Source organism: Acidimicrobiia bacterium (assembly GCA_041393965.1).
GTDB lineage: Bacteria > Actinomycetota > Acidimicrobiia > Spongiisociales > UBA5794 > UBA5794.
The window spans coordinates 781,439-807,072 of record JAWKJB010000001.1; the positions used below are offsets into that span (position 1 = coordinate 781,439).

The window sequence follows — 25,634 nt, forward strand, 5'->3', positions numbered from 1 at the left end:
TGCCTGCGTTCGGCGGCGCGACGGTACCGTCAGTTACTCGTTCGTCACGGTGTCGTCGCAGACGAGCGTCACATCGGTATCGGCGGCCTCGGCGGCTGCAACGCCGGACGCTACGACGAACCGCAGCAAATCGCGAGAAGGGCAACGCTTTACGACATCAGCGCTTGTATTCCATACCTTCAACAGGATCGGGGAGGGAATCCCGTCAGATCCTTCGATGGCTCGAAGGCCGAGGTCGGCGACCTCGGCGTCCACGAGGGCGTGGATGTCGAACGGTGTGAGCTGTTCCTGTTCCTCTTGGAGCGACGCGATCGCCTGTTTCTTGCGTTCGGATTGTCGTCGTGACAGGGCGATTGCCCACGCGACGAATGCAACGATGCCTGCGATCACGAACCAAATCACCATATGTGCTACTCCTCGTCCGTGTCGAGCCGCCATCCGCGGTTGATATCGTCGCTGCCCGGCCGTCGCCTGATCTCGATTTCCACGAATTCAAGCAACTCCGATCCCTCGGACACAACCGAACCCGTCTCGCTGGCCGGCACCGCGACCGTCACGCCGGGTGAGAGACCATGCGGAAGCGTCCCGATCGTCGCCGTTCCCGTCCCCGACACGATCACCAGCCGGCGCTCGTGTGGCGACGGCTCAATGCGGTGAGGAGTGGATCCGGCGAGCCGATGCGTTGCCGGGTTCCGGGTGACGCCTTCGACTTCCGGTCGTCCGGCCGCCGTGAGTTCGTCAACGACATCTTTGACTGACTGGGTATCGTCCATCGCGGCGACGAGGACCGCGTCAGCGGTCTCGACGATGACAAGCCGTTCGGTTCCCACAGCTGCGACGAGCCGTGAGTCGGCTGAGATCAGCGAGTTCTTCGCTCCCACGGTGATCACATCGCCCGACAGCACATTCCCGTCGGTGTCGTGGTCGGCGATGTCCCACAGCGATGTCCACGAACCGACATCACTCCAGCCGGGATCGGTGGGAACGACCGCCGCTCTCGCGGTGTGCTCCATGACGGCGTAGTCGATCGAATCACCGGAGATGGCGGAGAACTCGGCGGCTCCGAGCGCGATGCCCGCGGGCGTGTGAACCGAAGCGTCCCATGCGGCCGCAGTTCCAGCGGCGATCTCGGGTGCGTGTTGTTCGATCTCCTCGAGCCAGACCGATGCTCTGAACAGGAACATCCCTGAATTCCAGAGATAGGTTCCGGAAGCGAGGTAGCTCGCCGCCGTTGCCTCGTCCGGCTTCTCCCTGAATTCGGATGCCGTACGGACATCCTCCGTGACACGGTCGCCGACCCGTATGTAGCCGTATCCGGTTTCAGGGCGGCTCGGCGAGATCCCGAATGTCACGAGATACCCCTCGTTCGCGGCGACGACGGCGTGCGTGACGGCCTCAGCGAACGCGGCTTCGTTGCTGATGACATGGTCGGAAGGCAGGACGAGCATGAGGGGATCGGTACCGTCGGTCGTGACTGCGAGGGCGGCAGCGGTGACCGCTGGCGCGGTGTTCCGCCCAACCGGTTCGAGGATGATCGTAGGGTTGTCGATTCCCGCTTCTTCCAGTTCGACAGCGATGGCCCCGGCATGGTCCTCGTTGGTGACAACGACGGGACCCGAACGGCCGAGTGCCTTCGCTCGTCGAGCGGTTGCTCCGATCATGGTTCGGTTCCCGATCAGAGCGAGCAGCTGCTTCGGCCGCGATCGGCGGGATGCGGGCCACATGCGGGTCCCCATCCCACCTGAGAGGATGATGGGCACGATGGGGGATTCGTCGGGGCTCATGGCTCAGGAATGTACCGGCGTTGGTTCGCGAGGCGAAGGATCAGGGACTCGTCTCGTTCCGATGGGGCGTGTCCCTGATCGTCGCGACCAGATGGGCCAGATGGTCGTGCGCGGTTGCGCTGCCGAATCCCGTGATCACATCGCCTGCCCTGATGATCGACTTGCCGTGGGGAACCATTACCGAGGCACTCCGACGGATCGATACGAGCACGCTGTCGGACGGCCACTCGATGTCGGCAACGGTGCGATTCGCCGCAACGGAGTTCTCCGGCACCGAGACCTCGAAGAAGTCGGCGCCTGGCTGTGACCGGATCCGTTTGCGTTCCCGGTACAGCTCACGCCCGGTGGCCATCGACAGTGCCGAGTCATAGGCATCCACCACAGATGCCCTCCGGAACATGCCAACAACCTCCCGTTTGTTGACGGCGGACACGACCGGGAGACGGCCGACACCGAGGGAAGACATGCGTGTGAGGGCGTCCGACACACGAGCGTCGGGTGTGACCGTGATCACATCGGGTGACATTGCTTCGACCACCGTGAGCGACCTGCTCGGCCCGCCCGCATCTGCAATGTCGGACAGGGTGAGAATCCCGACGAGCTCTTCCCGATCGTTGAGAATCGGCGCCCCGTGATGTGATGACACATCGAAGAACTCGGCAGCCTCGGCCAGTGTGTTCCACGGTCTGAGGACCTCATCGAGGGGTTGCATGACCGACCGCACCTCAACGGTGTCGAGGAGGTCGATGTCCTCGTTCTTGGGAAGGGTGATACCGCGTCGCCGCAGCGGCATGGTGTATGCGGAGTCGGGATGGAACCGATCGCTCGCAAAGGTGGCGAGGGCGGCGCCGAGCATCAACGGCAGGACCAGCTCGTAGTTGCCCGTCAACTCGAACACGATGATGACCGAGGTGATGGGCGCTCTCGCGATCGTCGCGAGCGCACATGCCATCCCGACGATGGCAAATGCGCCGGGCTTCAGGTCGCTGATCGTCCAGATGGGCTCGACGAGGATCGCAAAGCCGGCGCCGACCGCACCTCCGATGACAAGACTCGGCATCAGCGAACCGGCGGAGCCGCCTCCCCACCGTGTCAACCCCGAGGTGACCATCTTGGCGACCGCGATCACGAGGAGCGTGATGGCACCGAGGGAGATCTGGTCAGCAGATTCAAGGGCGAGCAATCCTGAAAGGAAATCCCGACCTGTACCGAGCGACTCGGGCCAGAGCACGCCGAGTCCCGCGACGACGACTCCTGCGACGAGCGGCTTGACCCAGCGAGGAAGCGGTCGGGGAATGGTCAGCGCTGCCGTTGTGTCGAGCGTGCGTAGGTACAAGAGTCCGAAGGCGACGGTGAGGACCGCGAGGGCGACATAGAGGGCGAGTTCGGCGAAGCTGCCGAGCTCGTGGGGCGGCGAAGTCAAGAAGAGCTCCTCGCCGAGCAGGAGATGGCTCGTCACGGCGGCCCCGACCGATGCGATCACGACCGCATTGAGGTGGCGGATCGCGTACGAACCGAGGATCACCTCCATCGCGAACAGCATGCCAGCGATCGGTGCGTTGAAACTCGCGCCGATCCCCGCACCGGCACCCGCCGCGACGAGGCTGCGGATCTTGTCGTGATCGAAGTGCGTGTATCGAGCGAACGATGAGCCGATGGCGGCACCGATGAGGACGATCGGGCCCTCGCGTCCTCCGGATCCTCCGGTACCGAGAACCGCCGCCGTCGCGACGGTCTTCGTTGGGACGAGTCGGGTCGGGAGGTAGCCTCCGTGGAGGCTGAGACCGAGCATCGTTTCGGTCACACCGCCACCGGAGATCCCCGGCCCCCAGGTGCGGTTGATCAACCACGAGACCATGATCCCGATGGGGATCGTGACGAACACGACGGCCCGCTCCCAGGTTGCCCAGTTCGACAGTTCTCTCGTCAGCGACTCGACTCCGTCGATCCCCCAGGCGAGGATCGCGGTGGCGAGACCCACCATGATGCCGAGCAGCACCGACGCGAGGAGAAAGGCGGCGGCGCCCCTGCCTTGGAGCATCGTCTGGATTCGCCGGAGAAACCGCTTCACATCGGCACGGTACCGGTCTGGTGTTGCATCAGCACACTTCCGGGAACTCGGATGGGCACTACGGTGTTGTACTGACATGTTCCCACGGAAGTCGCACAGCACGCCCCAATCCGAATCAGCTCTCGAAGGGAGGAAGGACCCTGTTCCGATCAGCGGAATCCACTTCGTCGACGAGTCGTCGATGGTTCCACCCTTCCCTGATGGAACCGAGGTGATCTCGTTCGGCATGGGGTGCTTTTGGGGAGCTGAACGCATCTTCTGGCAGCTCCCGGGAGTCGTCACGACCGCTGTCGGCTACCAGGGCGGTTCGACCCCGAACCCGACCTATGAGGAGGTCTGCTCGGGGAGAACCGGGCACGCCGAGGTGGTCCGGGTTGTCTACGACCCGGCCGAGACACCACTCGAGCTCCTGTTGAAGCACTTCTGGGAGCAGCACGATCCGACGACGCTCAACCGGCAGGGGAACGACAGAGGAACCCAGTACCGGTCCGCCATCTACTGGACGACACCGGACCAGCAGGCCGCCGCTGAGGCTTCACGCGATGCCTATCAGGCCGGGCTGCGCGATTCCGGTTTCGGGACCATCACCACCGAGATCGAACAGGCGGGGCCGTTCTACTACGCCGAGGAGTACCACCAGCAGTACCTCGCCAAGAACCCTGGGGGCTACTGCAACCACGGCTTCTGTCAGATCGCGTACCCGGCGACCTGATCGCACGCTGGCTTCGTTGCGGGCGCCGCGGTGCTGTGGCTAGATGAACATCGTTTGAGCGCCGTCGATGATCTCGATGAAGTCGCTCACATTCAGGATCCCGTCGAGCTCGTCGATCATGTCCTCCTCGTCAAGGTCGAACATGTCCACGGACATCTTGCATGCCCACAGGTGGCACCCCATGTCGGACAGGTGCCGCAAGAACGCTGGCACATCGGGGATATCGAGGGCCTCCATCTGCTTGCGCATCCGGCTCGTTGCCATCGCGGTCACGCCGGGGAGTGGCGTGAGCGCCATCGGCATGTGCGTTGCCGTATTGCCGACAGGCGTGAACTTGAGATGACCCATGGTCTCCTTGTTGATCATGTCCATGCCCCAGAAGGTGAAGAAGATGTGTGTCTCGACACCTTGTTCAAGCGCTCCCGAAGCCATGATCAGCGCGGGGTATGCCATGTCGAGCGTCCCCTTGGAGCACACGAACGCGATCTTGCGACCCTCGTCGTCATCGCCGAAGTCCGGAATGGTGACCGCGGCAGTTTCAGTGGTGGTCATGCATCCTCCTTTCAGATGCAGCCGACCGGCTTGGGAAGTCCGGCGACATACGCCATCTTCCGGGCCGGCTTCTTCGGGAACAGGGTGAACAGTTCCTTGGTCGGTACGGCCCCGACCGTCGAGACCCGGCGCAGGGTCGGGGTCTCGCCGCGCTCCGCGTAGTCCTCCCGGAGGAACTGCAGGACCGCCCAGTGCCGATCGGTGAGTTCATCGATTCCGATCTGGGCTGCGAGCTCTCGCGCAAGCGTCTCGTCCCACTCGTCGTACTCGGTCATGAATCCCTCGGCGTCGATGTGAACCTCGCGGTCCGCTATTGCGGTGATTGGCATTGGGAACCTCCATGTGTGTCGGTGGCGGTCATTGGTATGGCGCTCACGATGGTTCTGTCACCTTTCCCGCCATCGACATCTCGCTCGAGACGGGAAGGTGTCGTCCGGGGAGCAGCAGATGCCAGTACATCCAGCGGAAGGCGAGCTTTCCGAGATGGTTCACCCTCGACTCCTCGAGAAGGGAGAACGGACCGATCCCCGGCACCGGATACTTCCCAGGAAGGGGTTGGGTCTTGTAGTTGAAGTCGATGAGCATCGCCTTGTCGTGACCGGTCTCGATGTAGCAGTTGGCGTGCCCGTCGAATTCGTGGGTCAGCGGAAGGCCAAGGAGATGGTCGACGAAGTTGGGGATGAAGGTTTCCATCGCAAAATGCGCAACTGACCCGGCCTTGGATGTGGGGAGGCTCGCAGCGTCACCGATTGCGAAGATGTTCGGATGATCGGTGGACTGGAAGGTCCCTGGATCGACGCGCACATGGTTGAGTTCATCACCGATGCCTGCGTCGCCGACAAACGGCGCCCCCATGTTGATGGGGACCGTCACAAGGAGGTCGTACGGAACGACGCGCTCGTCGTACGAGATGAGCTGCCGTGCTTGTGGGTCGATCCGCTCGAGGTAGAAGTCGGGCTCAAGGTCGATCCCCCGTTGTTCGAACATGTCGCCCAGCTGTTCGGAAGCGACCGGCTTGGTGAAGACGCTGCTCATCGGGGTGACATACACGATGTCGACCTTGTCCCTGACACCAAGGTCGGTGAAGTGGGCGTCGGCGAGGAAGGCGAATTCGAGCGGTGCCACCGGGCACTTGATCGGCATCTCGATGAGGTTGACCACGAGACGACCTTCCGAGAACTCCGAGAGGGCATCACGAAGTGCCACCGCGCTGTCGAGACGGTAGAAATCGTGGATCGTCCGACCGTATTCGGTGGAATCGAGGCCGGGGGTTTCACTCAGTGTCGGGTGGGTGCCGGTAGCGATGATCAGCTGGTCGTAGCCGAGGACACGGCCGTCGGCGAGGGTGACAGTGCCGCTGTTGGGATCGAGGGCTTCGACAGCACCGCTCACATAGTCGATTCCGTCGCGGAGGAAGTCCGCTGTCGGCCTGACCACATCAGCAGCGTCGTAGGTCCCGAACGGAATGAACAGGAACCCGGGTTGGTAGTAGTGGACAGGATCCTGATCCACCACCGTGATCGGATAGGTCGGCGCGAGCTCCTTACGGAGGAGGTTGGCGGCCATCGTCCCTGCCGTACCTGCGCCCAAGATGAGTATCCGCTGCACGCTGCCATCCCTTTCTGCCATGCAACGCGAGGATAGCACTTTGTGAAGTATTTCACAAGAGCAGGGAACCCATGGTTTTCGGTCGCGATCTACCTCCTGTCCCGTCCCAAGACCATTCGACGACACCATCCGGTCGTGTCAGTGTGCGTTGTGTGCCGAATATCGAGTTCCCGGATCGAGCCCTCGCACCGTAAGGTGTGTCGCACACACGGAGGTCTCTTCTCTCATGCCGACACCCCACATCGCAGCACCAGACGGCGCATTCGCCGAAGCCGTGCTGCTCCCCGGCGACCCCCTTCGTGCGAGGTACATCGCAGATTCGTTCCTCGACGATGCCCGCGAGGTGACCGCGATACGCAACATGCTCGGATACACCGGCTCGTATCGGGGAATGCCGGTATCCGTCATGGGCACGGGGATGGGTGTGCCGTCAGCGTCGATCTATATCACCGAGCTGATTCGCACCTACGGGGCCAAGCGACTTATCCGGGTCGGATCATGCGGGGGCATCGCACCCGAGGTCGGGCTCCGCTCGGTCGTGCTCGCGATCGGGGCCGGAACCGATTCGTGCGTGAACCGCCTCAGGTACTCGGGTTGGGACTTCGCTGCGACCGCGGACTACGGCCTTCTCAACGCCGCCGTGGGAGCAGCGGCCGCGAGGAGCCAGCGTGTGCATGTGGGCAATGTCCACACCTCGGACAGTTTCTACAACCCCGTCGCCGATGCCCTTTCGACATGGCAGCGGATGGGCATCCTCGCTGTCGAGATGGAGGCCGCAGGGTTGTACGCGATTGCCGCCGAAGAGGGGGTGCGCGCGCTTGCCGTCCTCACCGTGTCGGACCACCTCGTTACCGCGGACGAGACCACGCCGGATGAGCGGGAGCGATCCTTCGACGAGATGGTGCTCGTCGCACTCGACGCTCTCGTTGCCGACGCACAGCCCGGATAGGGTCGCTTCGCACCGACCCTATCGTTCGGTACAAAGGAGTCCTGTGGCCAGGTTCGATATCACCTACGATTACCTGTGTCCGTTCGCACGGATCGCAAACGAAGCGGTGCTCGAGGCGCTCGACGACGGAGCACCGTGGCAGGTGACCTTTCGGCCGTTCTCGCTTTCGCAGAACCATCTCGAGGATGGTGCGGTGCCGACGTGGGAGCGTGACCTCGACGATCCGTCATGTCGAGGTGTGCGAGCGCTGCTGTGGTCCCTCGCGGTGCGGGACTCGTTCTCGGAGGCCTTCCATCTGTTTCACCACGCCGTCTACACCGCCAAGCACGACACCCTTTCGGAGATCGGCGACGAGTCCGTTCTTCGAGAGCTCGCCGCTTCTGTCGGTCTTGACGGGGATGCTGTAGCGGCCCGAGTCGCATCAGGCGAACCCGCAAGAACCCTCGCGGCGGAGCACAACGATCTGGTCGCGTCCCACGCAGTCTTCGGCGTTCCTACCTTCATCGGTAATGGCGAGGCGGTGTTCGTGCGGTTGATGGAGCGTCACAACCGGGCTGACATCGAGCGGGTGCTCGACATGGTCGGATGGGCCAACCTCAACGAGTTCAAGCGAACCCGACTTCCGATGTAAGCGCTCCACCGAGGCCGCTGACTATTCCTTGATCCGTACGGCGTAGATCACCGGTGTTGCACCTTCGCTGACGGTGAAGTAGGTGTGGTCTGCGTCGATGGTGATCGCCTCTCCTTGCCGTTCGTCGGGGCTCGGTGCTTCACACGGCTCACGCGAGAGGGTGTCGGCCACCGTGCTGCCACGAGCGCGATGCCACATCCAAACAGTGCGGTAGCCACGCATCGCGATGAGGGAACCGTCGGGGCTCATGTCGGCACCCGACACCTCGGCCCCAAGGCGCAGCGTGATCACAGGTTCGAGAACCGTGCGCGGTTCCCCGACCCGGAGGGCTCCGCGGTACACCCTTGCCTCCTCCCTGTCTTTGGTGATGATGTACACGGCGGGATCAATGGGATCGATGAAGAACGCTTCGGCGTTATGGACACCGTCGGGGTACTCGAATGCGAGCGGCTCCGAACTCGGGAACCGACCGTCGAGGCTGGTTGGATCGAGGTCCTCGACGCGGTGGAGCGCCACGATGCCGTCGCGGATATCGAAGTTGTCGCCGATGTCCCCGACATACAGGAAGCTGCCTTCACCGTCGGCGTCGGGCCCCGCCGCCATGTCCTCCCAGTCGAAGGCGAAGCTCCCCGGCAGATCGAAGATCCCGAGATCGGTCCCGTCGATTCCGAACGCATACAGCCGCGGCCCGTCGCGGGAATCGTTGTGGGACCACAAGACCCCTTCGGTCGTGCGGCTCACGGCAAGGCCTGACGCCTCGACAAGCGCGGGATTCCCGATCGTCCCTTCGGCGGTCACCTCACCGTACAGCTCACACACCGTTGATCCGGCTGGAACCACGATTCCTTGCGGAAAGGTCGTGGTTGTCGTGGCGGTCGTTGTCGTGGTTCCGGCGGCGGTGATCGGCGTCATCGTCGTAGGTGAAGCCGAAAGCCCTGGGGTGTCATCGTTGGCGCGCACGAGCACCACAACGGCGATCGTGAGGGCGGCGATGACGATCAGGGCGATACTGGAGCGACGCATCGCCGGAGGGTATCGCCACGAACGACATGGGGCCGACTTGGGGTCGCGCCGCACCAGAATCCGACGGTTGATGCCCGGAGGCATGTGGTGGTGTGGCGACCTGTTCAGCGACGAGACGCGGCGGCGCTCCCGAACGCTCGAAGTGCGACAGCCTGGGCGACGATCGCGTGTTCGAGATCGGCGAGGTCGACGCTCTCGTTCGGTCCGTGGTACCGACTCGTTGGATCGGAGGCTCCAACCAGCAGGATCGCCGCGTTTGGGTAGCGGTCAGCGAAGGCCGCGACAAACGGAATTGAACCACCGACCCCGACCTCGAGGGCGTCGGTTCCGTATCCGACCCTCATGCCGGTCCGGTATGCGTCGTACATGGCTCCGGTCGTGTCAAGTGCGAACGCATCTCCCACGGCGCCGGGGGTGACGGTGACCTCGGCACCCCACGGGACGCTTTCGGTGATATGGGTAGCGAGGGCGTGCATGGCTTCGTCTGCGTCCTGACCAGGTGGGATTCTCATGCTCACCTTTGCGCTGGCTTCGGGAACGATCTGGTTGATTGCCTCGGCGATCGGCACGGCATCGATCGCGAGGACCGAGATCGAGGGCTGCATCCAGGTCCGCGCGGTGAGGGATCCGGCGCCGATCTGGTGCAGTCCGTCGACCGGCAGGGTCTGTTCGTCAGCTTCTTCGATGGTGAAGTCGAGGGGGTCGGCGTCGCCGTGAACGAGCCCGGCAACGGCGACCGATCCGTCGTCGTGGTGGAGTCGCGCCAGCGTCCTTGCCAGCACCATGAGGGCATCGGGGTAGATGCCCCCGAAGGTGCCCGAGTGGACGCCGTGGGACAGCGTGCGCACGGTGACCGTACAGTCGACGAGGCCACGCAGGGAGGTCGCGAGCGCCGGTGTGCCGACGCGCCAGTTGCCTGCGTCGGCGATCACGATCGCGTCGGAAGCGATGAGTTCGGCATAGGCATCGAGGAACGCGCCGAGATGCGTCGAACCCACTTCTTCCTCGCCCTCGATGAAGACCTTGACGGTGACCGGAAGATCCGGTCCGAGCACCCGCAGTGTCGACAGATGGATCGCCACGCCACACTTGTCATCTGAGGTTCCGCGACCGTAGAGCCGACCGTTGACCTCGGTTGGGGTGAACGGGTCGGTGTCCCAGAGGCGGTCCGGACCGGGCGGTTGCACATCGTGATGTGCATACAAGAGAACGGTCGGCGAACCGTCGGGTCCGTGCTTGACGCCGTAGACGGCTGGGTGGGCACCATCGATTTCGAGCAGCCGGACCTCGTCCATGCCAGCGTCCGTGAGCAAATCGGCGACGAACTGCGCGGATCGGCGAACGGGAGTGGCATCGAAGCCGTCGGCGCTCACGGAGGGGATGCGCACCATCGCATCGAGTTCTGCACAGGTGCGGGGGAAGTCGGCGGCAACCGCCGAAGTGATGTCGTCATGCATGCGCCGAGCGTACCCGCTCGGCATGATCGTGTGGGCGACCGCGACACCACCATCGGACGCCCGCCGAGGGCTATGCGGAGAGCTCTACCGACGCCCGGGTTGCTCGCTGCGCTTCTGGTATCTGGGGTGCTGGGAGGGTGAACAGGACATGCGACACTCCGAACGCCTGCACATACGAAACGGAGCCGTTCATCGACCGCGCACTCCCGAGTGCGGTCCTCGCTGCCTCATACATTCCGTCGTCGTATGCGGCGAGCCATGGCTCCTCAGACAACCCGGCGCGGGCGGCCAACGGCAGGATCGCACCTTTCCCTGACATCGTGACCGTTGCAGACGGCCCGCGCTGGATTGTCTGAAGCGTCAGCTGCGCACCCTCGCTCTGGGTCGAGAGATTGACGAGGGTGCGCAGAATCTGACGCACCTTGGCGGGATCACCCAACGCACGCGCCTCGTCGAGGTCGAAGATCAGGCGATTGGGGTCCTTGTTGGAAGCCGTGATGGTCGCGAGCTCCTCATCGAGGAGAACGACCGTGTTGAGTGCTGGCGTCGCCACAGGTTTGCGTGCCGTGTCGGTCGCAAGGCAATCCAGGGTCTGTTCGACCTCGGAGGCGCTGTGGCGAATGGCCCGCAGCTTGGTCCTTGCGGCCTCGTCGCACCGGTCGGAGGCTGTCAGGAGCTGATCCGAGAGGGACACGATGCTCGCGATGGCGTCCCTCGCGGGAAACCGCAGCTGTGTGCGCAGGTCCGCCTCCGCCGCACGCGCGGTGGTGGCGGCTCGGGTCAGCGCGGTGTTGTCACGCTTCAGTTGGCCAGCTTGATGCAACAGCACGCCGATGAAGGATCCGCCAGCAGCGACGACGAGCAGGATCGCCATCAGCGCCACCTGTGCACCGAGGTCGGAGGAGCCCGCGACGAGACCGATGATCAACGCCATCAGACTGCCGATGATGGTGCTCGCTGCGATCGCGTGCGTCCGGTCGCTTGTCATCGATCCTCCACTGCAAGCATCGACCGGGGCGGGTGCTGACCCGAGGAGGGTTCTTGGGCAAGCAAACGGACTAGTGCCCCACTCAGGCGGGGCACTTGCACACTTGTGCTGCGCAGCTCACCTGTTCCCGACGCGCGACCGGGGGTACGATGATGGGATGGAGGAACCCATTCTGGTCGCTGTCGAGGTTCCCATCGTTGGCGATGAACGGCGCAAGAACTGGGCGAAGATCGTCACCGGTGTCGATGAGAGCCTCGCAACCGGGTGGGCGTTCGACGGGGACTTCATCGCGACCGGGGGTATCCAGGATGTCCCGATCGGTTCGGTCATCCTCGCCTATGGGGAGCGGGGTTCACGGGTGAACCCACAGATCGAAGCATCCGTGATGCGGGTCAACGCCGACGCGACGGTCACTCCCATCGCAGCGGCGAAAGGCAGGGCGTGGGCGAGAACGCTTCGTGATCCGATCGTCGAACTCCTTGCCGAGGCGAACGACGCGCCGATCGAGGCCCGACCGTGGGATCCGTCGTTGCTTGCCTTCAGCGACGATGCGATCGCCCGCGAAGTCGAGCGTCGAGGCCTCTGAATCCCGCGGTGACCTCGTGGTTTCGGACGCAGGTGTGTGGTGCCGTGAGTTGGTGGCTGGGATCCGGACCGGTTCGTACTACCGTTGCGGATGATGTCGATGCCGTACCGCACCGTCCTGGTTCTCGTCGCGCTTGCCACTGCTGTGGTGGGAGTCGCGTCACCCGTCGGTGCAGCGGAAGACGGGTCGGCGTGCGTCACATCGGCCGGCGCGAATGCCGTGAGGGCCTCGCTCACACCAACGGGTGCCGTGGAAGAAGATGTGGCCTTCAATCATGACGACCCCGACGCAGCCGACAACCCCCTCGCCCTGATTCGCTATCCAGGGGAGACCGCCTTGTGGATATCGGCCCAGACGAATCCGCAGGCAACGATCCTTGGCGGTTCCGATGCGTTGCAGCGCGGGGATCTGCCGGTCTTCGAGGGTCCAGAACGCGCGGATCGGCCCGTGTCGGATTCGATCGTGAGGCTCTTTTGTGGGCTCATGGACCGGAAGCCGTCGAGCCTTGAGCTCGAGTACTGGGCCGGTCGCTACTGGAATGGCCTTCCGCTGGTGACCATCGCTGAAGCCTTCACGCATTCGAGAGAGTTCGTGAACCGATTCGGGGTCCTGTCGGACGAGGAGCTCGTCGCGGTGCTGTACGACAAGGTGTTGGGGAGGCCGGCTGGCTCCGACACGATCCGATCGATCGGCGATCGAATCGAATCCGGTGACATCCATCGGGGCAACGCCGTTGTGCAGGTGACCGAGTCCGGGGAGTATGTGTTGCGCACCGGAACGGTCGCTCCCCAGAAGCCGATTCTGCCCTATCCGGATGTGGGCTCGGGTCGCCGGATCATCTACACGAACGGTGGACAGCGCATCTGGCTGATCGACGATACGGGGGAGCTGTACAAGACGCATCAGGTGTCCGGCCGACGAGGGATTCCGGGCGTCGGACGCTACCGCGTGTATTCGATGTCGCGGTATGCGTGGGCGCCACACGATGGCATCACCATGGAGTACATGGTCAGGTTCGCCCGCGGTGAGTGGCCGTACGGCTTCCACTCCATCCCTGTTCGGCCAGGGGATGTTCCTATGCAGACCCCTGCCCAGCTCGGTACGCACCGCTCCGGCGGTTGTGTCCGCCAGATGTGGGACGATGCCAAGGCAGTCTTCGAGTGGGCAACCATCGGAACGAGGGTGATCGTCATCCCGTGACCGGCGTGGTGTTGGCGCCGGTGTCCTGATGGCGGCTTGGGTGCGCCACCCGAGTATTCTCGTCACCATGTTCTCGCTGATACTCGCAACGGAAGCACACCCGGTCGAACCCCCAGGCGACGACCTCGCAACCGTTGCTTACGCCATGCTCGTGGCCGTAATGCTGATCGCCGCGGTGGCAACCTGGATCGTCACGCCCAAGGCTGACAAGCACCACTAATCCGCGTACCCAGGGTTCCAGTTCAACTGAAAGGTCAACTGTGGCCCACGGTACGGCTGCTTCTGTGGACGAGGAAGTACCTTTTCGTTGAACTGGAACCCTGGGTACGCCTGACGCGGTACGGCTGACGCGACGAAGCCCCCGGGCGGCAGGGGCTTCGTGCTTGGAGAGGGTGGGTGACTGGCTTGGTTGGTCGGATCACCTTGTTCTGAGAACAATTGCCTCGCCGGCCTCCCACCTCCTCTCAGTATCGGGTGTTTCGGGCCCTATCTATAGGCAGTTCCGTGGGTCGGGCGCATCATTCAGCGGTCGTGCACCTGCGCTGACCGCGACCGGACGAAGCGTTCGTCCCCGCCGTCGATCGGCGGAGACCGTCGACACTCAACACCGTTCCGTGTCCGCACACCGATTCGGCCCTCACGAAGGAGTCATGTCGGCGGGCCGACCATGGTGGGTGCGATGACTCGACGGGACCGCCGCGTACCGTGAGCCGGTTGCGCATCCACACGCAAGCTACCGGACGAGAGCACCGCGGTTGGGCAGCGTGCGCTCAGGTTTCAGCGGCACCGATGTGCCGGAACCGGTACGGACGCAGTACGCTGAAGCCCAGATACGGCCCGAGGGTCGGTGTCCGTGGGCACACGGCGGGTCGAACGATTGGAGTACACCCATCGCTGGCAAAGATGACTATTTCAGGGCAAAGGGTGTCGTGGTTGAGACCCTCCCGAACGCAACCTTTCGCGTCAAACTCGAGACAGGCCACGAGGTCACAGCTCGGGCATCCGGCAAGATGCGCAAGGGACGCATGATCCGCATCATTCCGGGCGATTCGGTCGAGGTGGATGTTTCGGCGTATGACCCGACCATGGGGCGCATCGTGTGGCGGTACCGCTAGTCGCAAGCCACTTGCCACGATCCTCGAGCGAGGCAGACAATGCGGGCCTTGAGCCGTTTCGCCTCCATTGTCACCCCCAGGATCTGATAGGTTGATGGTATGGATCTGTACGCGCGCGTCAACATTCTCGACGGCATGGCCGTGCGGTTGCCACACGGCGATATCGCCGAGGCGATTCCCCTCGACGACGATCCCGTCAACCGTGCGAGGGGCTGGATCGCGAAGGGCGCAGACCGCCTCCATGTCGCTGATCTCAACGCTGCGGCGTTCGGTGACTACAAGAACCGGGAGCTGATCGCCGACATCATCAAGGCGGTTGATGTTCCCGTCCAGGTTGGTGGCGGTATCCGATCCGAGCGCGAAATCAAGCGGGTGCTCGGCATGGGAGCTTGGAGGGTTGTCATCGGCACGCTCGCCATCGTGGACCAGGTTTTGTTCTGGGAGCTCAACCGAAAATACCCACATCGGATCGTCGTGTCCCTCGATGTCAAGCCCGACACCGAGATCCTCATCCACGGCTGGACAGAAGGAACCGGTGAGTACCTCGAGGAGTCGCTGATCAACCTGTCAGCTGGTGGAGCCGCAGGGTTCATGATCACCGAGGTTGGCAGAGACGCCCTGCAGGAGCCCCCCTACTTCGATGTGCTCGAGATGGCGGTCCGCATGGTCGATGAGCCGGTCATCGCCGCGGGGGGTGTCCGAGACCTCGACGATGTCGCCCGGTTGTTGTCGATCACGGCGAACGGAAAGAAGCTTGCAGGTCTCGTTGTCGGACGCGAGGTGACCGCTGGGCGTTTCACGGTGGAGGAGCTCGCCGAGGCCCTCAAGGCCGACGGGTCCGGTCCCGCATTCGGGCCGTGGACGAGGGCTGAACTCGACACCGCGGCCGTTGCCTACGCCGACTCGGTGGAAGACCCCGAAGCCCTCCGTACACTTTCGGAGTTCATCAGCTGGCTGTCCGCGAACTGATCGCGACCGCAAACAACGCCTTTCGAGACTGGAGTGATGATGAAGAAGCTGTTCAAGTTCCTGCTACTGGTGGTGCTCGCAGGTATCGTCGCCGGGGCGGTTGCATCGATCCTCGCCCGCAAGCGGCTCGAAGCCATGAGCGACGACGAGATCCGTGCCTATCTGGCCTCGAAGCTGGAAGGGCGGGTCGGCGATGAGCAGCTCGCAACGATTCAAGAGGCAGCCATCGCCGGGGTTCGGCGCACTTCCCGGGCAACCCCTTCTGCGGCCGACGCCGCCGAGGACGCCACGACCGATGACGAAGCGGCGGCGTACGGTACCGATTCGGCGACCGCGTAGACCGCTCGGAGGCTGGGGGAGCCGCTGAACCTCATTCACTCAACGGCAGCCCGGCAGGCTTGAATCCTGCGCCCGTGATTCCTACGCTTCGACCGTAGCCAACGGGAGGAAGACCGTGCATTATTCGAGGATCGTTGCCCTTGTCGGCGTGATCGTGACAGCCGTCGGGTTGTTCCTGAAAGCCGCGAGTTCGGCAGCCGAAGCTTTGATGCCGAGTTTGAACGAAGCCACCGGTGGGGCCATACCGGCCGAGTTCTCCAATGTCTGGACCGGGATCTGGGACGACAAGCCTTGGGCAGCCATCATCCTTGCAATCGCGCTTGTCGCAATTCTGGGGCTGTGCTTCGTTCCGCCGGTCAGGGAAGCCTTGTCACGGATGAACGGTCTGATCATGGTCGTGTTGGGCGTCGTCGTGATCGTGGTCGGCGGGTTCGCGACCAAGTCGGCGATCGACGACGCGAACGACCTCGCGGAGGCCTTCGCGGGGATGGCGGCGCAGGGCCAGCTCGACCAGGCTTACACGGTATCGATCGGGCTCGGGTGGGTCATGCTCATCATCGGCGGTGCCCTTGCGGCAATCGGCGGTGTTCTCGCCTTGATCGCACGACCAGACGAGTCAGCCATTCCGGGGACACCGGCATAGCCAGGGACGGTCACGGGGAGAGGGAGTCCCCTTGTCCTGTACGGATCATGCGACCTGAGCGAGCCCCGCGGGACGGGGGCACGCCGTGATCGTCACGATCATCGTGATCGTCGCTGTCGTTGTCGTGGTCGCCGTGCTGGTTCCCACGGTCGCCATCGTCAGCGGCGGCGCGAAGGTGGCGGATACGAGGGCATGCTCCGCGGGTGAATGGACCAGCATCGTGCGGAATGTCGGGACGGTACTGCCACGATCCATCACCGTCGAGATCGATGACACGGAGCCGGTGAGGGGGCGGTGGCGCGAGGTTCGACAACGCAGCATCCTCAGGGACGAATCCGTTGCCGGCGACATCGAAACCTCGATGGCCTTTGGGCGCCGTTGGCTGGATTGGCGGTACCGAATCGAGATTCGGCCCGATCGCGATATCTCCGTGACGATCACATAGTCTCGTGTCTGAGGAGGCTCCGTGCGAATGAGGACTGGTTCGATTGCACGGCAGGTGTTGCGGCGTGTTGTTGGACGGATCACGATCGGAAGTCTCGATGTGACATGGTCCAACGGGACAACCGAGCAGGTCCACGGAACGCATCTCGGCCCGCACGGAACCGTCACGATCCACGACGAGACGGGCTTTCTGCGTGCCCTTGTCGGCAAGGGATCGGTGGGACTCGCCGCGGCGTACTTCGACGGGATCTGGGAGACGGAGGATCTACCGACATTTCTCGAGGTGGGTGCAAGGAATCTCGACGAACGGGCGACGCGACGACGCCGAGGGGGATGGGTGGATCGCCTCCGCGGGTTCTGGGATCGGCGCCCGCACCGGATGCGAAGCGACGCCATCCGAGAGATCGGTGACCACTACAACCTCGGGAACGACTTCTACGAGCAGTGGCTCGACGAGACCATGACCTACTCGTCTGCATTGTTCGACAGCGACGAAGAACCGCTTGCTGCTGCCCAGAACCGGAAGTACGAGCGTCTCTGTGCCTTGTTGGAGCTCGTCCCCGGTGACCGGGTCCTTGAGATCGGATGTGGCTGGGGCGGCTTCGCCGAGTATGCCGCGAGCAACCACGGTGCCCATGTGACGGGCCTGACGCTGTCGACCGAGCAGGCTTCGTACGCCAACAAACGCCTCGAACGGGCAGGGGTCTCGGATCGCACCGAGATCAGGCTCAAGGACTTCCGCGACGAGCGAGGGATGTACGACAAGGCGGTCTCGATCGAGATGATCGAATCGGTCGACGAGACGCTGTGGCCGCCGCTGTTCCACGCCATTTCGCGTGCCATCCCTCCGGGTGGCAAGGCAGCGATGCAGGCGATCACGATCGACGAGCGGTTCTATGAGGGGCTCATCAGCCACACCGACTTCATCAAGACCTACATCTTTCCTGGTGGCGCCCTGCCATCCCTTGAGGTACTCCAAGGGCTGGTCGCAGATGCCGGTCTCGCTTGGGTCTCGGCGCAGAGCCATGGATTGGACTATGCACGGACCCTGCATTGTTGGGCGAAGCGATTCGACGAAGCGTGGCCGCGCTTGGTTTCCGAGGACCGGGGCTTCGACGAGGCTTTCCACCGCATGTGGCGGTACTACCTCGCCTACTGCGAGGCGGGATTCCGCACGGGACGAATCGACGGCTATCAGATCCTGCTGGAGCGCCCCGCAGCGGACTGACCTTCGCTCGTGACATGCTCGCCGTCGATCACCGGGTGGATCGAAAGTGACGCCGCGGCGAGGCTGTGTCGTACCGCGCTCGGGCTCGGGCCGGTTGCGAACACGAACCCGAGGTACCGGTCCCCTTCCGGGAGCGGAACGACGGTCCTGCCATCCGGAATGGTGATCTCGATGCTGTCGATGCCGTCGATGGTGAGCGCCTCGTCGACACCTTCGACACCGGTGAGGAGCCCCGCTGCGGGGATCGGGAGCATCAGGACGCCCGTTGCCGGACTGGTCTGCTCATCGGTGTGTGACGCCCGGCCGAGGGCGCTTCGCAGGACCACGCTTTCGAGTGACTCTCCGAGCAAACCGAAGGTCAACGAGCGTCCGCACAGGCCGCCGATGGACCGGGCGGCGATCTCAATCACGAACACCGCCCCTCCTTCGTCGATGCGCACTTCGGCATGGACAGGACCGGTGACCAGCCCGATGGCGGCGATGGCCCGAGTCACCGTGTCGACCGTTCGTTTCGTCACGGCTTCTGGCTGCGTCGACGGGGAAACGAACATTGTCTCTTCGAAATAGGGGCCTCTGAGGGGTACCGGCTTGTCGAGGAGGGCAAGCACCTCGAGGGTTCCGTCGATAAGGATGCCCTCGATTGCCATCTCGTGCCCACCGATGTACTCCTCGGCGATGAGCGGCGCTTCTCGCTCCATGCCCGCATCGACGGCAATCGAACGGACTCGTGCTTCGGTTGCTCCTGCGAGCTTCGGTGTGTCCAACCGGATGACGCCTCTCGATGCAGCGAGCGATGTCGGCTTGACAACGATCGGGTAGCCCAAGGTGTCGGCCACCCCACCAAGGGTTCCCTCGGCAACGCTGGCAAATCGCGGCTGGCGGATTCCTGCGGCGCCGAGCAGGGTGCGCATGGCCAATTTGTCCCTTGTTGCCGCAACGGCGTGTGCCGGATTGGTCGGGAGACCGAGAGCTCCGGCTGCCGCGGCCGCCACGCGAACGCCCTGATCATCGACGGGAACGACCGCCCTTGCGTGGGGTACGGAATCCTTGATCTCGGCAGCTGCTGTTTCGGGGTCGTCGAGGTCGACGACGATCGAGCGTGCCTTTTCCGCTGCGAATGGCGATGCCGCGTCGGTGGCGACCACCGGCGTGACACGGAGGGAGCGGGCTGCGGCGATGAAGTCCCCGATGCGGTAGCTCTCGCAGCTTGCGACGATCACGACACGATCCATGGCAGCATCATGCACCCGTTCCGGTTCGATGGTTTCGCGCCGTACCATGAAGCGATGCCCCTGATCGAAGAGCCGATCGTTTCGGTTGATGAGTCCGTTCTTCCGATGCTGCTCGAAGTGCGCGCTCGCGAGGGGGATGCTGCTGATCTCGGGCTTGTCATTTCGATCAGCGGGGTGGACGACGGGGCGTTCACCTACGGGACCGCTTTCATGCGCGTCGATTCCGCTCTCGACACCGACCTCGTCCACGACGATGGTTCCCTCCCGGTGATCGTCGCCGAAGAGGATGCCGCGAACCTCCAAGGTGCCATCCTCACCAAGTCGAAGAACCTCCTCAAGCCGGGCCTCACGATCGAGAATCCGAACACGCCGAGTCCGGCGATTGCGACGGGGATGGTGCAGGGAGACCTCACCGGCTCGGTCGCGGAAAAGGTTGCAAAGGTGCTGGCGGAGGCGATCAATCCGTCGATTGCCTCACATGGCGGTCGCGCCGAGCTGGTGGCGGTGGAGGATGCAACGGCGTATGTGCGTCTCGGCGGCGGCTGTGTCGGGTGTGGAATGGCAAGCGTGACCTTGTCCCAAGGCATCGAGGCGACGATCGTCGAGTTGGTTCCCGAGATTGCCAAAGTCATCGATGTGACCGACCACGCCCAAGGCGAGAACCCGTACTACGAGCAGGCAAAGAAGTAGATATCAGACAACAGACCATCTGGGTTCTGGGTTCTGGGCTCTGGGCTCTGGTATCTGGACTCTGGGTTCTGGGCTCTGGGTTCTGGCTTCTGGGCTCTGGTATCTGGGCTCTGGTATCTGGGCTCTGGACTCTGGCTTCTACCAGACCTTGGCCCTTGCCTGCGGGGGGCGCATCATTGGGGAGTCATCGGGAAGATCGAACGCCGCCGCGAACGCGGTCATGTTCGACAGCGGACCGATGACCCGGAATCGTGGCGGTGCGTGCGGGTCCGAGTTGACAAGGAGCCTCGTGTACTCCGGAGTCAGGTTGGTACGCCAGATCCGGGCGTATGAGAGGAAGAAGCGCTGTGCGGGGGTCAGGCCCGCCACCTCGGCGGCGCCCCCTTCGGCGATGAGCTTGTCGAGGACTGCGAGCGCAAGGGTCACACCCGCGAGATCCGCGATGTTCTCCCCGAGCGTCAATGGACCGTTGATGTTGAGCCCCTCTTCGATCTCGTACGCCGCGAACTGATCGGAGATGACCTTCGCCCTTGCCTCGAACTCGGTGCGGTCTTCAGCGGTCCACCAGTTTCGGAGGAGACCATCGGCGTCGAACAGGGAACCCTTGTCGTCGAATCCGTGGGTGATCTCGTGACCGATCACCGCTCCGATTCCGCCGAGGTTGACGGCATCGTCGGCATCGGCGACGAAGAAGGGAGGCTGGAGGATGCCTGCGGGAAAGACGATCTCGTTGCGCTCCGGCCAGTAGTAGGCGTTGACGACATGCGGCGGCATCAGCCATTCGTTCGGGTCGATCGGCTTCCCGAGCATCGCGATGTTGCGATCGGACTCGAACGCCCTCGCTGCAAGGCGGTTCCCGAGCCACCGGTCCGGGTGGATCGTCAGTGCCGAGTAGTCCCTCCACTCATCCGGGTAGCCGATCTTGTAGCCGAACCCGGACAGCTTGGCGATGGCTTGTTGCTTGGTGTCGTCGGTCATCCAATCGACCGTCTCGATACTGGACCGCATTTCGACAAGGAGGCGACGAACCATGTCCTCCACCCGCTCCTTTGCCGAGGGCGGGAAGTGGTCGCGCACATAGAGCTGGGACACCAACTGGCCGATGCTCCCACCGGCTGCCCCCACCACTCGTTTCCACCGTGCACGCTGTTCCTTCTGACCGGATACTTTGACCCCCCAGAAGCTGAAGGCCTCATCCTCGAACCGCTCCGGGAGCGCCGACGCGGTCGACTTGACGAGATGCCATGTGCAGTAGATCCGCCAGTCAGCGATGGGGACCTCCTTGAACATGGCGTCAAATGTCGAGAAGAAACCGGGGTTGTCGATGTTGGCCGCCGACTCGTTCCCGGCACCGATCGCGTCGAGCCAGCCGGTGAGGCCTACCGTCGGGGCGAGGTCGCCGAGTTCGCTTCGGGTGAGCTTGTTGGTTGTGGCCTCGACATCGCGCTGTTCAACGGCGGTGTTCGACGCTTCGGCCATCCGCGATTCGAGGCCCCAGATCGTCTCTGCTGCGGTCGCAGCGTCGTTCGCTGACCGGCCGAGCAGCTCGAACATCGCTGCGACATGGTCCCGATACGCGGACGCGAGGCTGGTCGACTGGCTATCGTCGCGCAGGTAGTAGTCCCGGTCGGGGAGGCTGAGGCCCCCCTGGCCGATGTACAGGAGATTGGCACTCGAATCGGCCCTGTCTGGCTCCACATGCCAGTCCCAGCCGACCCCCGCGCCGATCCTGATCAGATCGGTGAACACCTGCTTCAGATCGTCAACGGTCCCGATGGACCCGATCTGGTCGAGCCAACCCTTGATGGGCCCAAGGTCTGCTGCCTCGATGGCATCGGTGTTCATGCCGGAGCGGTAGAAGTCACCGACCTTCTGCTCGATTGAGCCCTGCGCTGGTTCGGCGGCAGCCACCTCTTCGAGGATGCCGTGGATGATTGCTTCGTTGCGAGTGTGAAGCTCGTGAAATGCGCCCCATGCCGGATAGTCGGGCGGTACCGGATTCCGATCGAGCCACCCCCCGTTCGCCCATCGCCAGAAGTCGGTGGCGGGTGTGGCGGTCAGATCCATGTCGTTCGGATCGAAGACCGGGTCGTCGGGTGAAACAGTGGGAATCATGGGTTGGTGCTCGATGGTCATCCTCCTATCAGCCCGTGACGATAGGGCGATGGTGTCGAGCACCGCCGCGGACCGGCGCCCGGAGCTCGCGGCATCCCACCGAACTGTGCGTCATTGGGCATTCGGGCGCCGTGGTTCGATAGGCTGGCGGTTTGTCAATCGAAGAGCCCATGAGCAATAGCACAATCCGCGAGATCTTCCCGCTCACGAGTGATGCCGATCTCGACATGATGCTGCCCGTGTACAACACGGTGTGGGATGAGCTCAATCCGCAGCGGAGCCACATCACGGGGGCCGACTACCGGTCGAGTATCAACCGGTCGAGCATCGACACGAGGCACTTCGTGACGATCGACGATGTCGGGCTTGCAAACGGTCTCGCCGTAGCGTCGCACTTCGTCGATGGTTCCAACGAGCATCTCCAGTGGCTGGTGCTCTTGGTTCGTCCGGATGCGAGGCGGAGGGGCATCGCGCGGGCACTTCTCGCGAGGGCGCACGAGTTCGCCGTCGACAGCGGTCGGTCCAAGATGACCGCCGAAACCTTCGCGTCGATGCCTGACGGTGCGTTGTTCGCCGAGCGGATCGGGGCCGATATCGGTATGCGCGAAGACATCAACTTCGTCGATATCGACGCGCTCGACTTGCCGATGCTTGAGCGTTGGCGCGGCGAGGGGCCGAGTCGGGCGCCGGGATACGAGGTGCTCGTGTGGGACGATGCGTACCCGCCGGAGAGCTACGACGCGCTGGCACGCCTCGTGCGGATCGCCGAAGAGGACATGCCGATGGAAGACCTCGAATTCGATCCTCTCGAGACAACCGCGGACACGATTCGCGAGTGGGTGGCGAACGCGGAAGGCGTCTTGGAGTTCATCACCGCGGTTCCAAGGCATATCGAAAGTGGTGAGTTGGTCGGTTTCAGTGAGCTCATCTATCGGTTCTCGGATCCCCACACCATGCAGACAGCATTGACGGTGGTTCACCGCGACCACCGAGGGTACGCCCTTGGGAAATGGATCAAGGCTGCTGCGATCCTGCGCGGTGTCGAACGCTGGCCGGACGCGGTGCGGATCAAAACCGAGAACGCACATTCCAACGATGCGATGCTCGGCATCAATCACGAGATCGGTTTCGAGAAGCGCAACACGGTGCTCGACTACCAGGCAAGCACCGATGTCATCGCTGCGTACCTGACTCGGCGGTAGGCGCCATCGCGATGACGGACTCCTGTTCGCGTTGACATCGGGATGATGGCCTACGCTGACGCCCGTGCCTGATCGCTACCCGCGCTCTTCGGTCGTTGCCCTTTCCCTGTTCGTGTTCGTGGCGTTCGGCATCGAGCTGTACGCGATGTCGGTCCTCCTCACCGAGAACGCGGCAGGTGGGGACTTCTCCATCGGGCTCCTGTCGCTGGCCTTCGGTGGGTCCGTCGTCATCGCCGGCGTTGCTGCTCCCCGCGTCGGGCGCTGGGCTGACCACCACTCCGTGCGCGGGATCACGATCCTCGGTGCGGTGCTCGGCTTCTGCGGTCTGATTCTCGTCGGGATCGCGCAGGTCCCGTGGCAGGTCATCGGTGCGTTCTGGTTGTTGCTGGGCCCTGCGCAAGCGATGAGCCTGTACGAGCCTGCGTTCGTGGCCGTGGGGTTGTGGGTCGGGGACAATCACCGCAACCGCGCGATCGCGTTGCTCACCGTCATCGGCGGGCTCGCCGGGCCGGTGTTTCTGCCCGTCACGGGCTACGCCGTGGAGCACTTCGGGTGGCGATCGACCACGATCGGCTATGCGATCGTGTTGGTCGTGACCGGGTTGGTCGTCGCGCTCGCGTTTCTGCCCGACGACAAACCGATCGTGCACCGTGACGCTCCGATCCCGAAGGCGACCTGGCGCAGGTTTGTCGCCGACCGCAGGCTCGGGCTTCAATCCTTGTCCGTCGTCTTGCTGTTCGCCTCGATGAACTCGATGCTGTTCCACCGCGTCGCGATCTTCGAAGAGCAGGGCTTCGATGTCGGTTTCGTTGCGCTTCTCGCCGGGATCTCGGGGGTTCTCACCTTTCCTGGCCGATATCTCGCGCCTCGCATCGCTGAGCGCATTCGCCCCACCACAATCCTCACCTTGGGGGTGGGTGGCCTCGTGGTGGCGATTGTTCTCGCCATCGTCGGCTCGCCCGAGATCGTCATGATCGCCTACTTCGTCGCCTTCGGGCTCTTCTTCGGGTTCATCCTCCCGCTGCGTCCCGTCATCATGCACGGCTGGTACGGAGGAGCCGACTACGGCTCGGTGATGGGAAAGCAGTGGTCGGCTGCTGCGGTCGCCGGCGGAATTGCGCCAACCCTGATCGGTGTCGCGAGGGACGCTCTCGGCAGCTACACCCTACCGCTCGTGGCTCTGGTCGTTGCAACGGCGCTCGCTGGTGTCTTCAACGAGCTGTCCGTGTCGTCATACGCGAATGACCGTGCCGCGGCGCGCCGGTGAAGTGGTCGGGCTCAGATCTGTGCGTTGCGCATCGTTCCGGTGAGTTTGAGGAACTCGATGTCGTAGACGAAACAGGTGATGTCGCGGTCCCCGGCGCTCCACGACTCCGCGAGCGGAAACAGGGCTCCGAAGTCGAGCCTTGAGTCCTCATAGGGGATCCCGACGAAGGTGTCGAACCGCACGCTGCACACCTCGATGACCTCGGACTGCACTGCGGCGTCCCCGGGGAATGAGCCATCGTCCATTGCAACAACGGCGTAGACCTCGTTGTCGTGCGGATCGTCGCAGTCGACGCGGTCGACATCGGTCACCTCCGAAGTGGCATCCGAGAGTGCCCCTTCCCAGTCATCGAAGCAGTCGCCGACCGCGAGGCTGAAGACATTGCCCGAACAGGCCGAGGTGACGAGTGCCACCGCCACTACAGCGAAGCCGATCGTCTGTCGAAGGTGAGCGGTCATGGGTTGTCCAGGATCTCGGCAATGAAGTCGTCCACCGCGCGATGGGCGACCGTTTCACCATAGCGCTCGTCGAGGATGTCACGCATCCTCGCGAGGATGTGCTCACGCTCCTGCGGGATGGACTTGGTCGTCGCTGGAACGATCTCGGTCCCGTCGATCCACGGCTTGCCGTCCGACGCCCATGGGATGAGGATGAGCCACGACCAGATGCTGTTGCCTTTGGTTTCACCCGTGCGTCTGACCAGTCCAAGACATGAGAACGGGAGCGACTCCCATCCCATGCCGCGCATCAGGTCCTTCCCATCTGGCATGTTCATGGCGTCCGACATGTGTTGACCATTCGCTTGGGAGCCCAACGCTACCGCGAGCGG

At 63.5% G+C, this 25,634-nt stretch carries 28 protein-coding genes; 15 read left to right on the top strand and 13 right to left on the bottom strand.

Annotated elements, in window-relative coordinates:
* Positions 1–33: 33 nt before the first annotated feature.
* The 3 genes from R2823_04165 to R2823_04175 are packed head-to-tail and all read right to left on the bottom strand — an operon-like array spanning position 34 to position 3,855.
* Positions 34–405 (bottom strand): hypothetical protein, encoded by a 372-nt coding sequence (locus tag R2823_04165; GenBank protein MEZ5175381.1) that lies wholly within the window; start codon positions 403–405, stop codon positions 34–36.
* A gap of 5 nt (positions 406–410) precedes the next feature.
* On the bottom strand, positions 411–1,784 hold the full coding sequence (locus R2823_04170; GenBank protein MEZ5175382.1) for a mannose-1-phosphate guanylyltransferase/mannose-6-phosphate isomerase: 1,374 nt from the start codon (positions 1,782–1,784) through the stop codon (positions 411–413).
* Positions 1,785–1,824: 40 nt separating this feature from the next.
* Positions 1,825–3,855 carry a chloride channel protein gene (locus tag R2823_04175; GenBank protein MEZ5175383.1) on the bottom strand — a complete coding sequence of 677 codons (2,031 nt, stop codon included), beginning with the start codon at positions 3,853–3,855 and terminating at the stop codon, positions 1,825–1,827.
* A gap of 76 nt (positions 3,856–3,931) precedes the next feature.
* On the opposite strand from R2823_04175, the gene msrA reads away from it, so the two are divergent.
* Complete coding sequence (gene msrA, locus R2823_04180) at positions 3,932–4,567, top strand: peptide-methionine (S)-S-oxide reductase MsrA (protein MEZ5175384.1); 636 nt, start codon at positions 3,932–3,934, stop codon at positions 4,565–4,567.
* Between the two features lie 39 nt (positions 4,568–4,606).
* Here the strand turns inward: msrA and R2823_04185 are convergent, their stop codons facing one another.
* The 3 genes from R2823_04185 to R2823_04195 are packed head-to-tail and all read right to left on the bottom strand — an operon-like array spanning position 4,607 to position 6,727.
* On the bottom strand, positions 4,607–5,119 hold the full coding sequence (locus R2823_04185) for a DsrE/DsrF/DrsH-like family protein (GenBank protein ID MEZ5175385.1): 513 nt from the start codon (positions 5,117–5,119) through the stop codon (positions 4,607–4,609).
* 11 nt (positions 5,120–5,130) lie between these two features.
* Entirely contained in the window at positions 5,131–5,448 is a 318-nt protein-coding gene (locus R2823_04190; protein MEZ5175386.1) for a TusE/DsrC/DsvC family sulfur relay protein, read from the bottom strand.
* Between the two features lie 43 nt (positions 5,449–5,491).
* Complete coding sequence (locus R2823_04195) at positions 5,492–6,727, bottom strand: FAD/NAD(P)-binding oxidoreductase (protein MEZ5175387.1); 1,236 nt, start codon at positions 6,725–6,727, stop codon at positions 5,492–5,494.
* A gap of 226 nt (positions 6,728–6,953) precedes the next feature.
* Between R2823_04195 and deoD the strand changes: the two genes are divergently transcribed.
* The gene (gene deoD / locus R2823_04200) at positions 6,954–7,676 is read left to right on the top strand and encodes a purine-nucleoside phosphorylase (GenBank protein ID MEZ5175388.1); all 723 of its coding nucleotides are present in this window, start codon (positions 6,954–6,956) and stop codon (positions 7,674–7,676) included.
* A gap of 43 nt (positions 7,677–7,719) precedes the next feature.
* Complete coding sequence (locus R2823_04205) at positions 7,720–8,307, top strand: DsbA family protein (GenBank protein ID MEZ5175389.1); 588 nt, start codon at positions 7,720–7,722, stop codon at positions 8,305–8,307.
* A 21-nt stretch (positions 8,308–8,328) separates the two neighbouring features.
* Here the strand turns inward: R2823_04205 and R2823_04210 are convergent, their stop codons facing one another.
* The 3 genes from R2823_04210 to R2823_04220 all read right to left on the bottom strand — a co-directional run bounded on the left by R2823_04210 (position 8,329) and on the right by R2823_04220 (position 11,775).
* On the bottom strand, positions 8,329–9,330 hold the full coding sequence (locus R2823_04210; protein ID MEZ5175390.1) for a hypothetical protein: 1,002 nt from the start codon (positions 9,328–9,330) through the stop codon (positions 8,329–8,331).
* Positions 9,331–9,434: 104 nt separating this feature from the next.
* On the bottom strand, positions 9,435–10,787 hold the full coding sequence (locus tag R2823_04215) for a dipeptidase (protein ID MEZ5175391.1): 1,353 nt from the start codon (positions 10,785–10,787) through the stop codon (positions 9,435–9,437).
* A gap of 70 nt (positions 10,788–10,857) precedes the next feature.
* On the bottom strand, positions 10,858–11,775 hold the full coding sequence (locus tag R2823_04220; GenBank protein ID MEZ5175392.1) for a hypothetical protein: 918 nt from the start codon (positions 11,773–11,775) through the stop codon (positions 10,858–10,860).
* 157 nt (positions 11,776–11,932) lie between these two features.
* On the opposite strand from R2823_04220, the gene R2823_04225 reads away from it, so the two are divergent.
* The 9 genes from R2823_04225 to R2823_04265 all read left to right on the top strand — a co-directional run bounded on the left by R2823_04225 (position 11,933) and on the right by R2823_04265 (position 18,299).
* Complete coding sequence (locus tag R2823_04225; GenBank protein ID MEZ5175393.1) at positions 11,933–12,361, top strand: hypothetical protein; 429 nt, start codon at positions 11,933–11,935, stop codon at positions 12,359–12,361.
* A gap of 93 nt (positions 12,362–12,454) precedes the next feature.
* Positions 12,455–13,561 carry a DUF4214 domain-containing protein gene (locus R2823_04230; protein MEZ5175394.1) on the top strand — a complete coding sequence of 369 codons (1,107 nt, stop codon included), beginning with the start codon at positions 12,455–12,457 and terminating at the stop codon, positions 13,559–13,561.
* A gap of 67 nt (positions 13,562–13,628) precedes the next feature.
* Complete coding sequence (locus R2823_04235) at positions 13,629–13,781, top strand: hypothetical protein (GenBank protein MEZ5175395.1); 153 nt, start codon at positions 13,629–13,631, stop codon at positions 13,779–13,781.
* 670 nt (positions 13,782–14,451) lie between these two features.
* Positions 14,452–14,676: a translation initiation factor IF-1 gene (infA, locus tag R2823_04240; GenBank protein MEZ5175396.1), complete on the top strand. Its 225-nt coding sequence runs from the start codon at positions 14,452–14,454 to the stop codon at positions 14,674–14,676.
* Positions 14,677–14,775: 99 nt separating this feature from the next.
* The gene (locus tag R2823_04245; protein MEZ5175397.1) at positions 14,776–15,645 is read left to right on the top strand and encodes a HisA/HisF-related TIM barrel protein; all 870 of its coding nucleotides are present in this window, start codon (positions 14,776–14,778) and stop codon (positions 15,643–15,645) included.
* A 36-nt stretch (positions 15,646–15,681) separates the two neighbouring features.
* Positions 15,682–15,984: a hypothetical protein gene (locus tag R2823_04250; GenBank protein ID MEZ5175398.1), complete on the top strand. Its 303-nt coding sequence runs from the start codon at positions 15,682–15,684 to the stop codon at positions 15,982–15,984.
* A gap of 115 nt (positions 15,985–16,099) precedes the next feature.
* A complete protein-coding gene (locus R2823_04255; GenBank protein MEZ5175399.1) occupies positions 16,100–16,627 on the top strand; it encodes a hypothetical protein in 528 nt (175 codons plus the stop codon).
* 85 nt (positions 16,628–16,712) lie between these two features.
* Positions 16,713–17,072 carry a hypothetical protein gene (locus tag R2823_04260; protein MEZ5175400.1) on the top strand — a complete coding sequence of 120 codons (360 nt, stop codon included), beginning with the start codon at positions 16,713–16,715 and terminating at the stop codon, positions 17,070–17,072.
* A 27-nt stretch (positions 17,073–17,099) separates the two neighbouring features.
* A complete protein-coding gene (locus R2823_04265; protein ID MEZ5175401.1) occupies positions 17,100–18,299 on the top strand; it encodes a cyclopropane-fatty-acyl-phospholipid synthase family protein in 1,200 nt (399 codons plus the stop codon).
* On the opposite strand, the gene R2823_04270 is transcribed toward R2823_04265, so the two are convergent.
* The gene (locus R2823_04270) at positions 18,266–19,531 is read right to left on the bottom strand and encodes an ATP-grasp domain-containing protein (protein MEZ5175402.1); all 1,266 of its coding nucleotides are present in this window, start codon (positions 19,529–19,531) and stop codon (positions 18,266–18,268) included. The genes R2823_04265 and R2823_04270 overlap by 34 nt on opposite strands.
* 54 nt (positions 19,532–19,585) lie before the next feature.
* On the opposite strand from R2823_04270, the gene R2823_04275 reads away from it, so the two are divergent.
* Positions 19,586–20,221: a NifU family protein gene (locus R2823_04275; GenBank protein MEZ5175403.1), complete on the top strand. Its 636-nt coding sequence runs from the start codon at positions 19,586–19,588 to the stop codon at positions 20,219–20,221.
* Between the two features lie 138 nt (positions 20,222–20,359).
* Here the strand turns inward: R2823_04275 and R2823_04280 are convergent, their stop codons facing one another.
* Positions 20,360–22,357, bottom strand: coding sequence for a M13 family metallopeptidase (locus tag R2823_04280; GenBank protein MEZ5175404.1), 1,998 nt, complete (start codon positions 22,355–22,357; stop codon positions 20,360–20,362).
* A gap of 149 nt (positions 22,358–22,506) precedes the next feature.
* On the opposite strand from R2823_04280, the gene R2823_04285 reads away from it, so the two are divergent.
* Together R2823_04285 and R2823_04290 are read left to right on the top strand one after the other, a co-directional pair.
* A complete protein-coding gene (locus tag R2823_04285) occupies positions 22,507–23,538 on the top strand; it encodes a GNAT family N-acetyltransferase (GenBank protein ID MEZ5175405.1) in 1,032 nt (343 codons plus the stop codon).
* Positions 23,539–23,602: 64 nt separating this feature from the next.
* Positions 23,603–24,805: an MFS transporter gene (locus tag R2823_04290; protein ID MEZ5175406.1), complete on the top strand. Its 1,203-nt coding sequence runs from the start codon at positions 23,603–23,605 to the stop codon at positions 24,803–24,805.
* 11 nt (positions 24,806–24,816) lie between these two features.
* Here R2823_04290 and R2823_04295 read toward each other — a convergent pair whose 3' ends face one another.
* Both R2823_04295 and R2823_04300 read right to left on the bottom strand, forming a co-directional pair.
* Positions 24,817–25,263, bottom strand: coding sequence for a septum formation family protein (locus R2823_04295; protein MEZ5175407.1), 447 nt, complete (start codon positions 25,261–25,263; stop codon positions 24,817–24,819).
* Positions 25,260–25,592, bottom strand: coding sequence for a hypothetical protein (locus R2823_04300; GenBank protein ID MEZ5175408.1), 333 nt, complete (start codon positions 25,590–25,592; stop codon positions 25,260–25,262). Before R2823_04300 ends, R2823_04295 begins: the two co-directional genes overlap by 4 nt.
* Positions 25,593–25,634: the final 42 nt, after the last annotated feature.

Bases quoted from the DNA above. Each gene is read 5' to 3' on its own strand.
- R2823_04270 (MEZ5175402.1), bottom strand. From the start codon at position 19,531: ATGGATCGTGTCGTGATCGTCGCAAGCTGCGAGAGCTACCGCATCGGG.
- deoD (MEZ5175388.1), top strand. From the start codon at position 6,954: ATGCCGACACCCCACATCGCAGCACCAGACGGCGCATTCGCCGAAGCC.
- R2823_04285 (MEZ5175405.1), top strand. From the start codon at position 22,507: ATGAGCAATAGCACAATCCGCGAGATCTTCCCGCTCACGAGTGATGCC.
- R2823_04295 (MEZ5175407.1), bottom strand. From the start codon at position 25,263: ATGACCGCTCACCTTCGACAGACGATCGGCTTCGCTGTAGTGGCGGTG.
- R2823_04215 (MEZ5175391.1), bottom strand. From the start codon at position 10,787: ATGCATGACGACATCACTTCGGCGGTTGCCGCCGACTTCCCCCGCACC.
- R2823_04250 (MEZ5175398.1), top strand. From the start codon at position 15,682: ATGATGAAGAAGCTGTTCAAGTTCCTGCTACTGGTGGTGCTCGCAGGT.
- R2823_04190 (MEZ5175386.1), bottom strand. From the start codon at position 5,448: ATGCCAATCACCGCAATAGCGGACCGCGAGGTTCACATCGACGCCGAG.
- R2823_04245 (MEZ5175397.1), top strand. From the start codon at position 14,776: ATGGATCTGTACGCGCGCGTCAACATTCTCGACGGCATGGCCGTGCGG.
- R2823_04300 (MEZ5175408.1), bottom strand. From the start codon at position 25,592: ATGTCGGACGCCATGAACATGCCAGATGGGAAGGACCTGATGCGCGGC.
- R2823_04170 (MEZ5175382.1), bottom strand. From the start codon at position 1,784: ATGAGCCCCGACGAATCCCCCATCGTGCCCATCATCCTCTCAGGTGGG.
- R2823_04225 (MEZ5175393.1), top strand. From the start codon at position 11,933: ATGGAGGAACCCATTCTGGTCGCTGTCGAGGTTCCCATCGTTGGCGAT.
- R2823_04165 (MEZ5175381.1), bottom strand. From the start codon at position 405: ATGGTGATTTGGTTCGTGATCGCAGGCATCGTTGCATTCGTCGCGTGG.
- R2823_04220 (MEZ5175392.1), bottom strand. From the start codon at position 11,775: ATGACAAGCGACCGGACGCACGCGATCGCAGCGAGCACCATCATCGGC.
- R2823_04230 (MEZ5175394.1), top strand. From the start codon at position 12,455: ATGTCGATGCCGTACCGCACCGTCCTGGTTCTCGTCGCGCTTGCCACT.
- R2823_04265 (MEZ5175401.1), top strand. From the start codon at position 17,100: ATGAGGACTGGTTCGATTGCACGGCAGGTGTTGCGGCGTGTTGTTGGA.
- R2823_04185 (MEZ5175385.1), bottom strand. From the start codon at position 5,119: ATGACCACCACTGAAACTGCCGCGGTCACCATTCCGGACTTCGGCGAT.
- R2823_04210 (MEZ5175390.1), bottom strand. From the start codon at position 9,330: ATGCGTCGCTCCAGTATCGCCCTGATCGTCATCGCCGCCCTCACGATC.
- R2823_04235 (MEZ5175395.1), top strand. From the start codon at position 13,629: ATGTTCTCGCTGATACTCGCAACGGAAGCACACCCGGTCGAACCCCCA.
- R2823_04280 (MEZ5175404.1), bottom strand. From the start codon at position 22,357: ATGACCATCGAGCACCAACCCATGATTCCCACTGTTTCACCCGACGAC.
- R2823_04275 (MEZ5175403.1), top strand. From the start codon at position 19,586: ATGCCCCTGATCGAAGAGCCGATCGTTTCGGTTGATGAGTCCGTTCTT.
- msrA (MEZ5175384.1), top strand. From the start codon at position 3,932: ATGTTCCCACGGAAGTCGCACAGCACGCCCCAATCCGAATCAGCTCTC.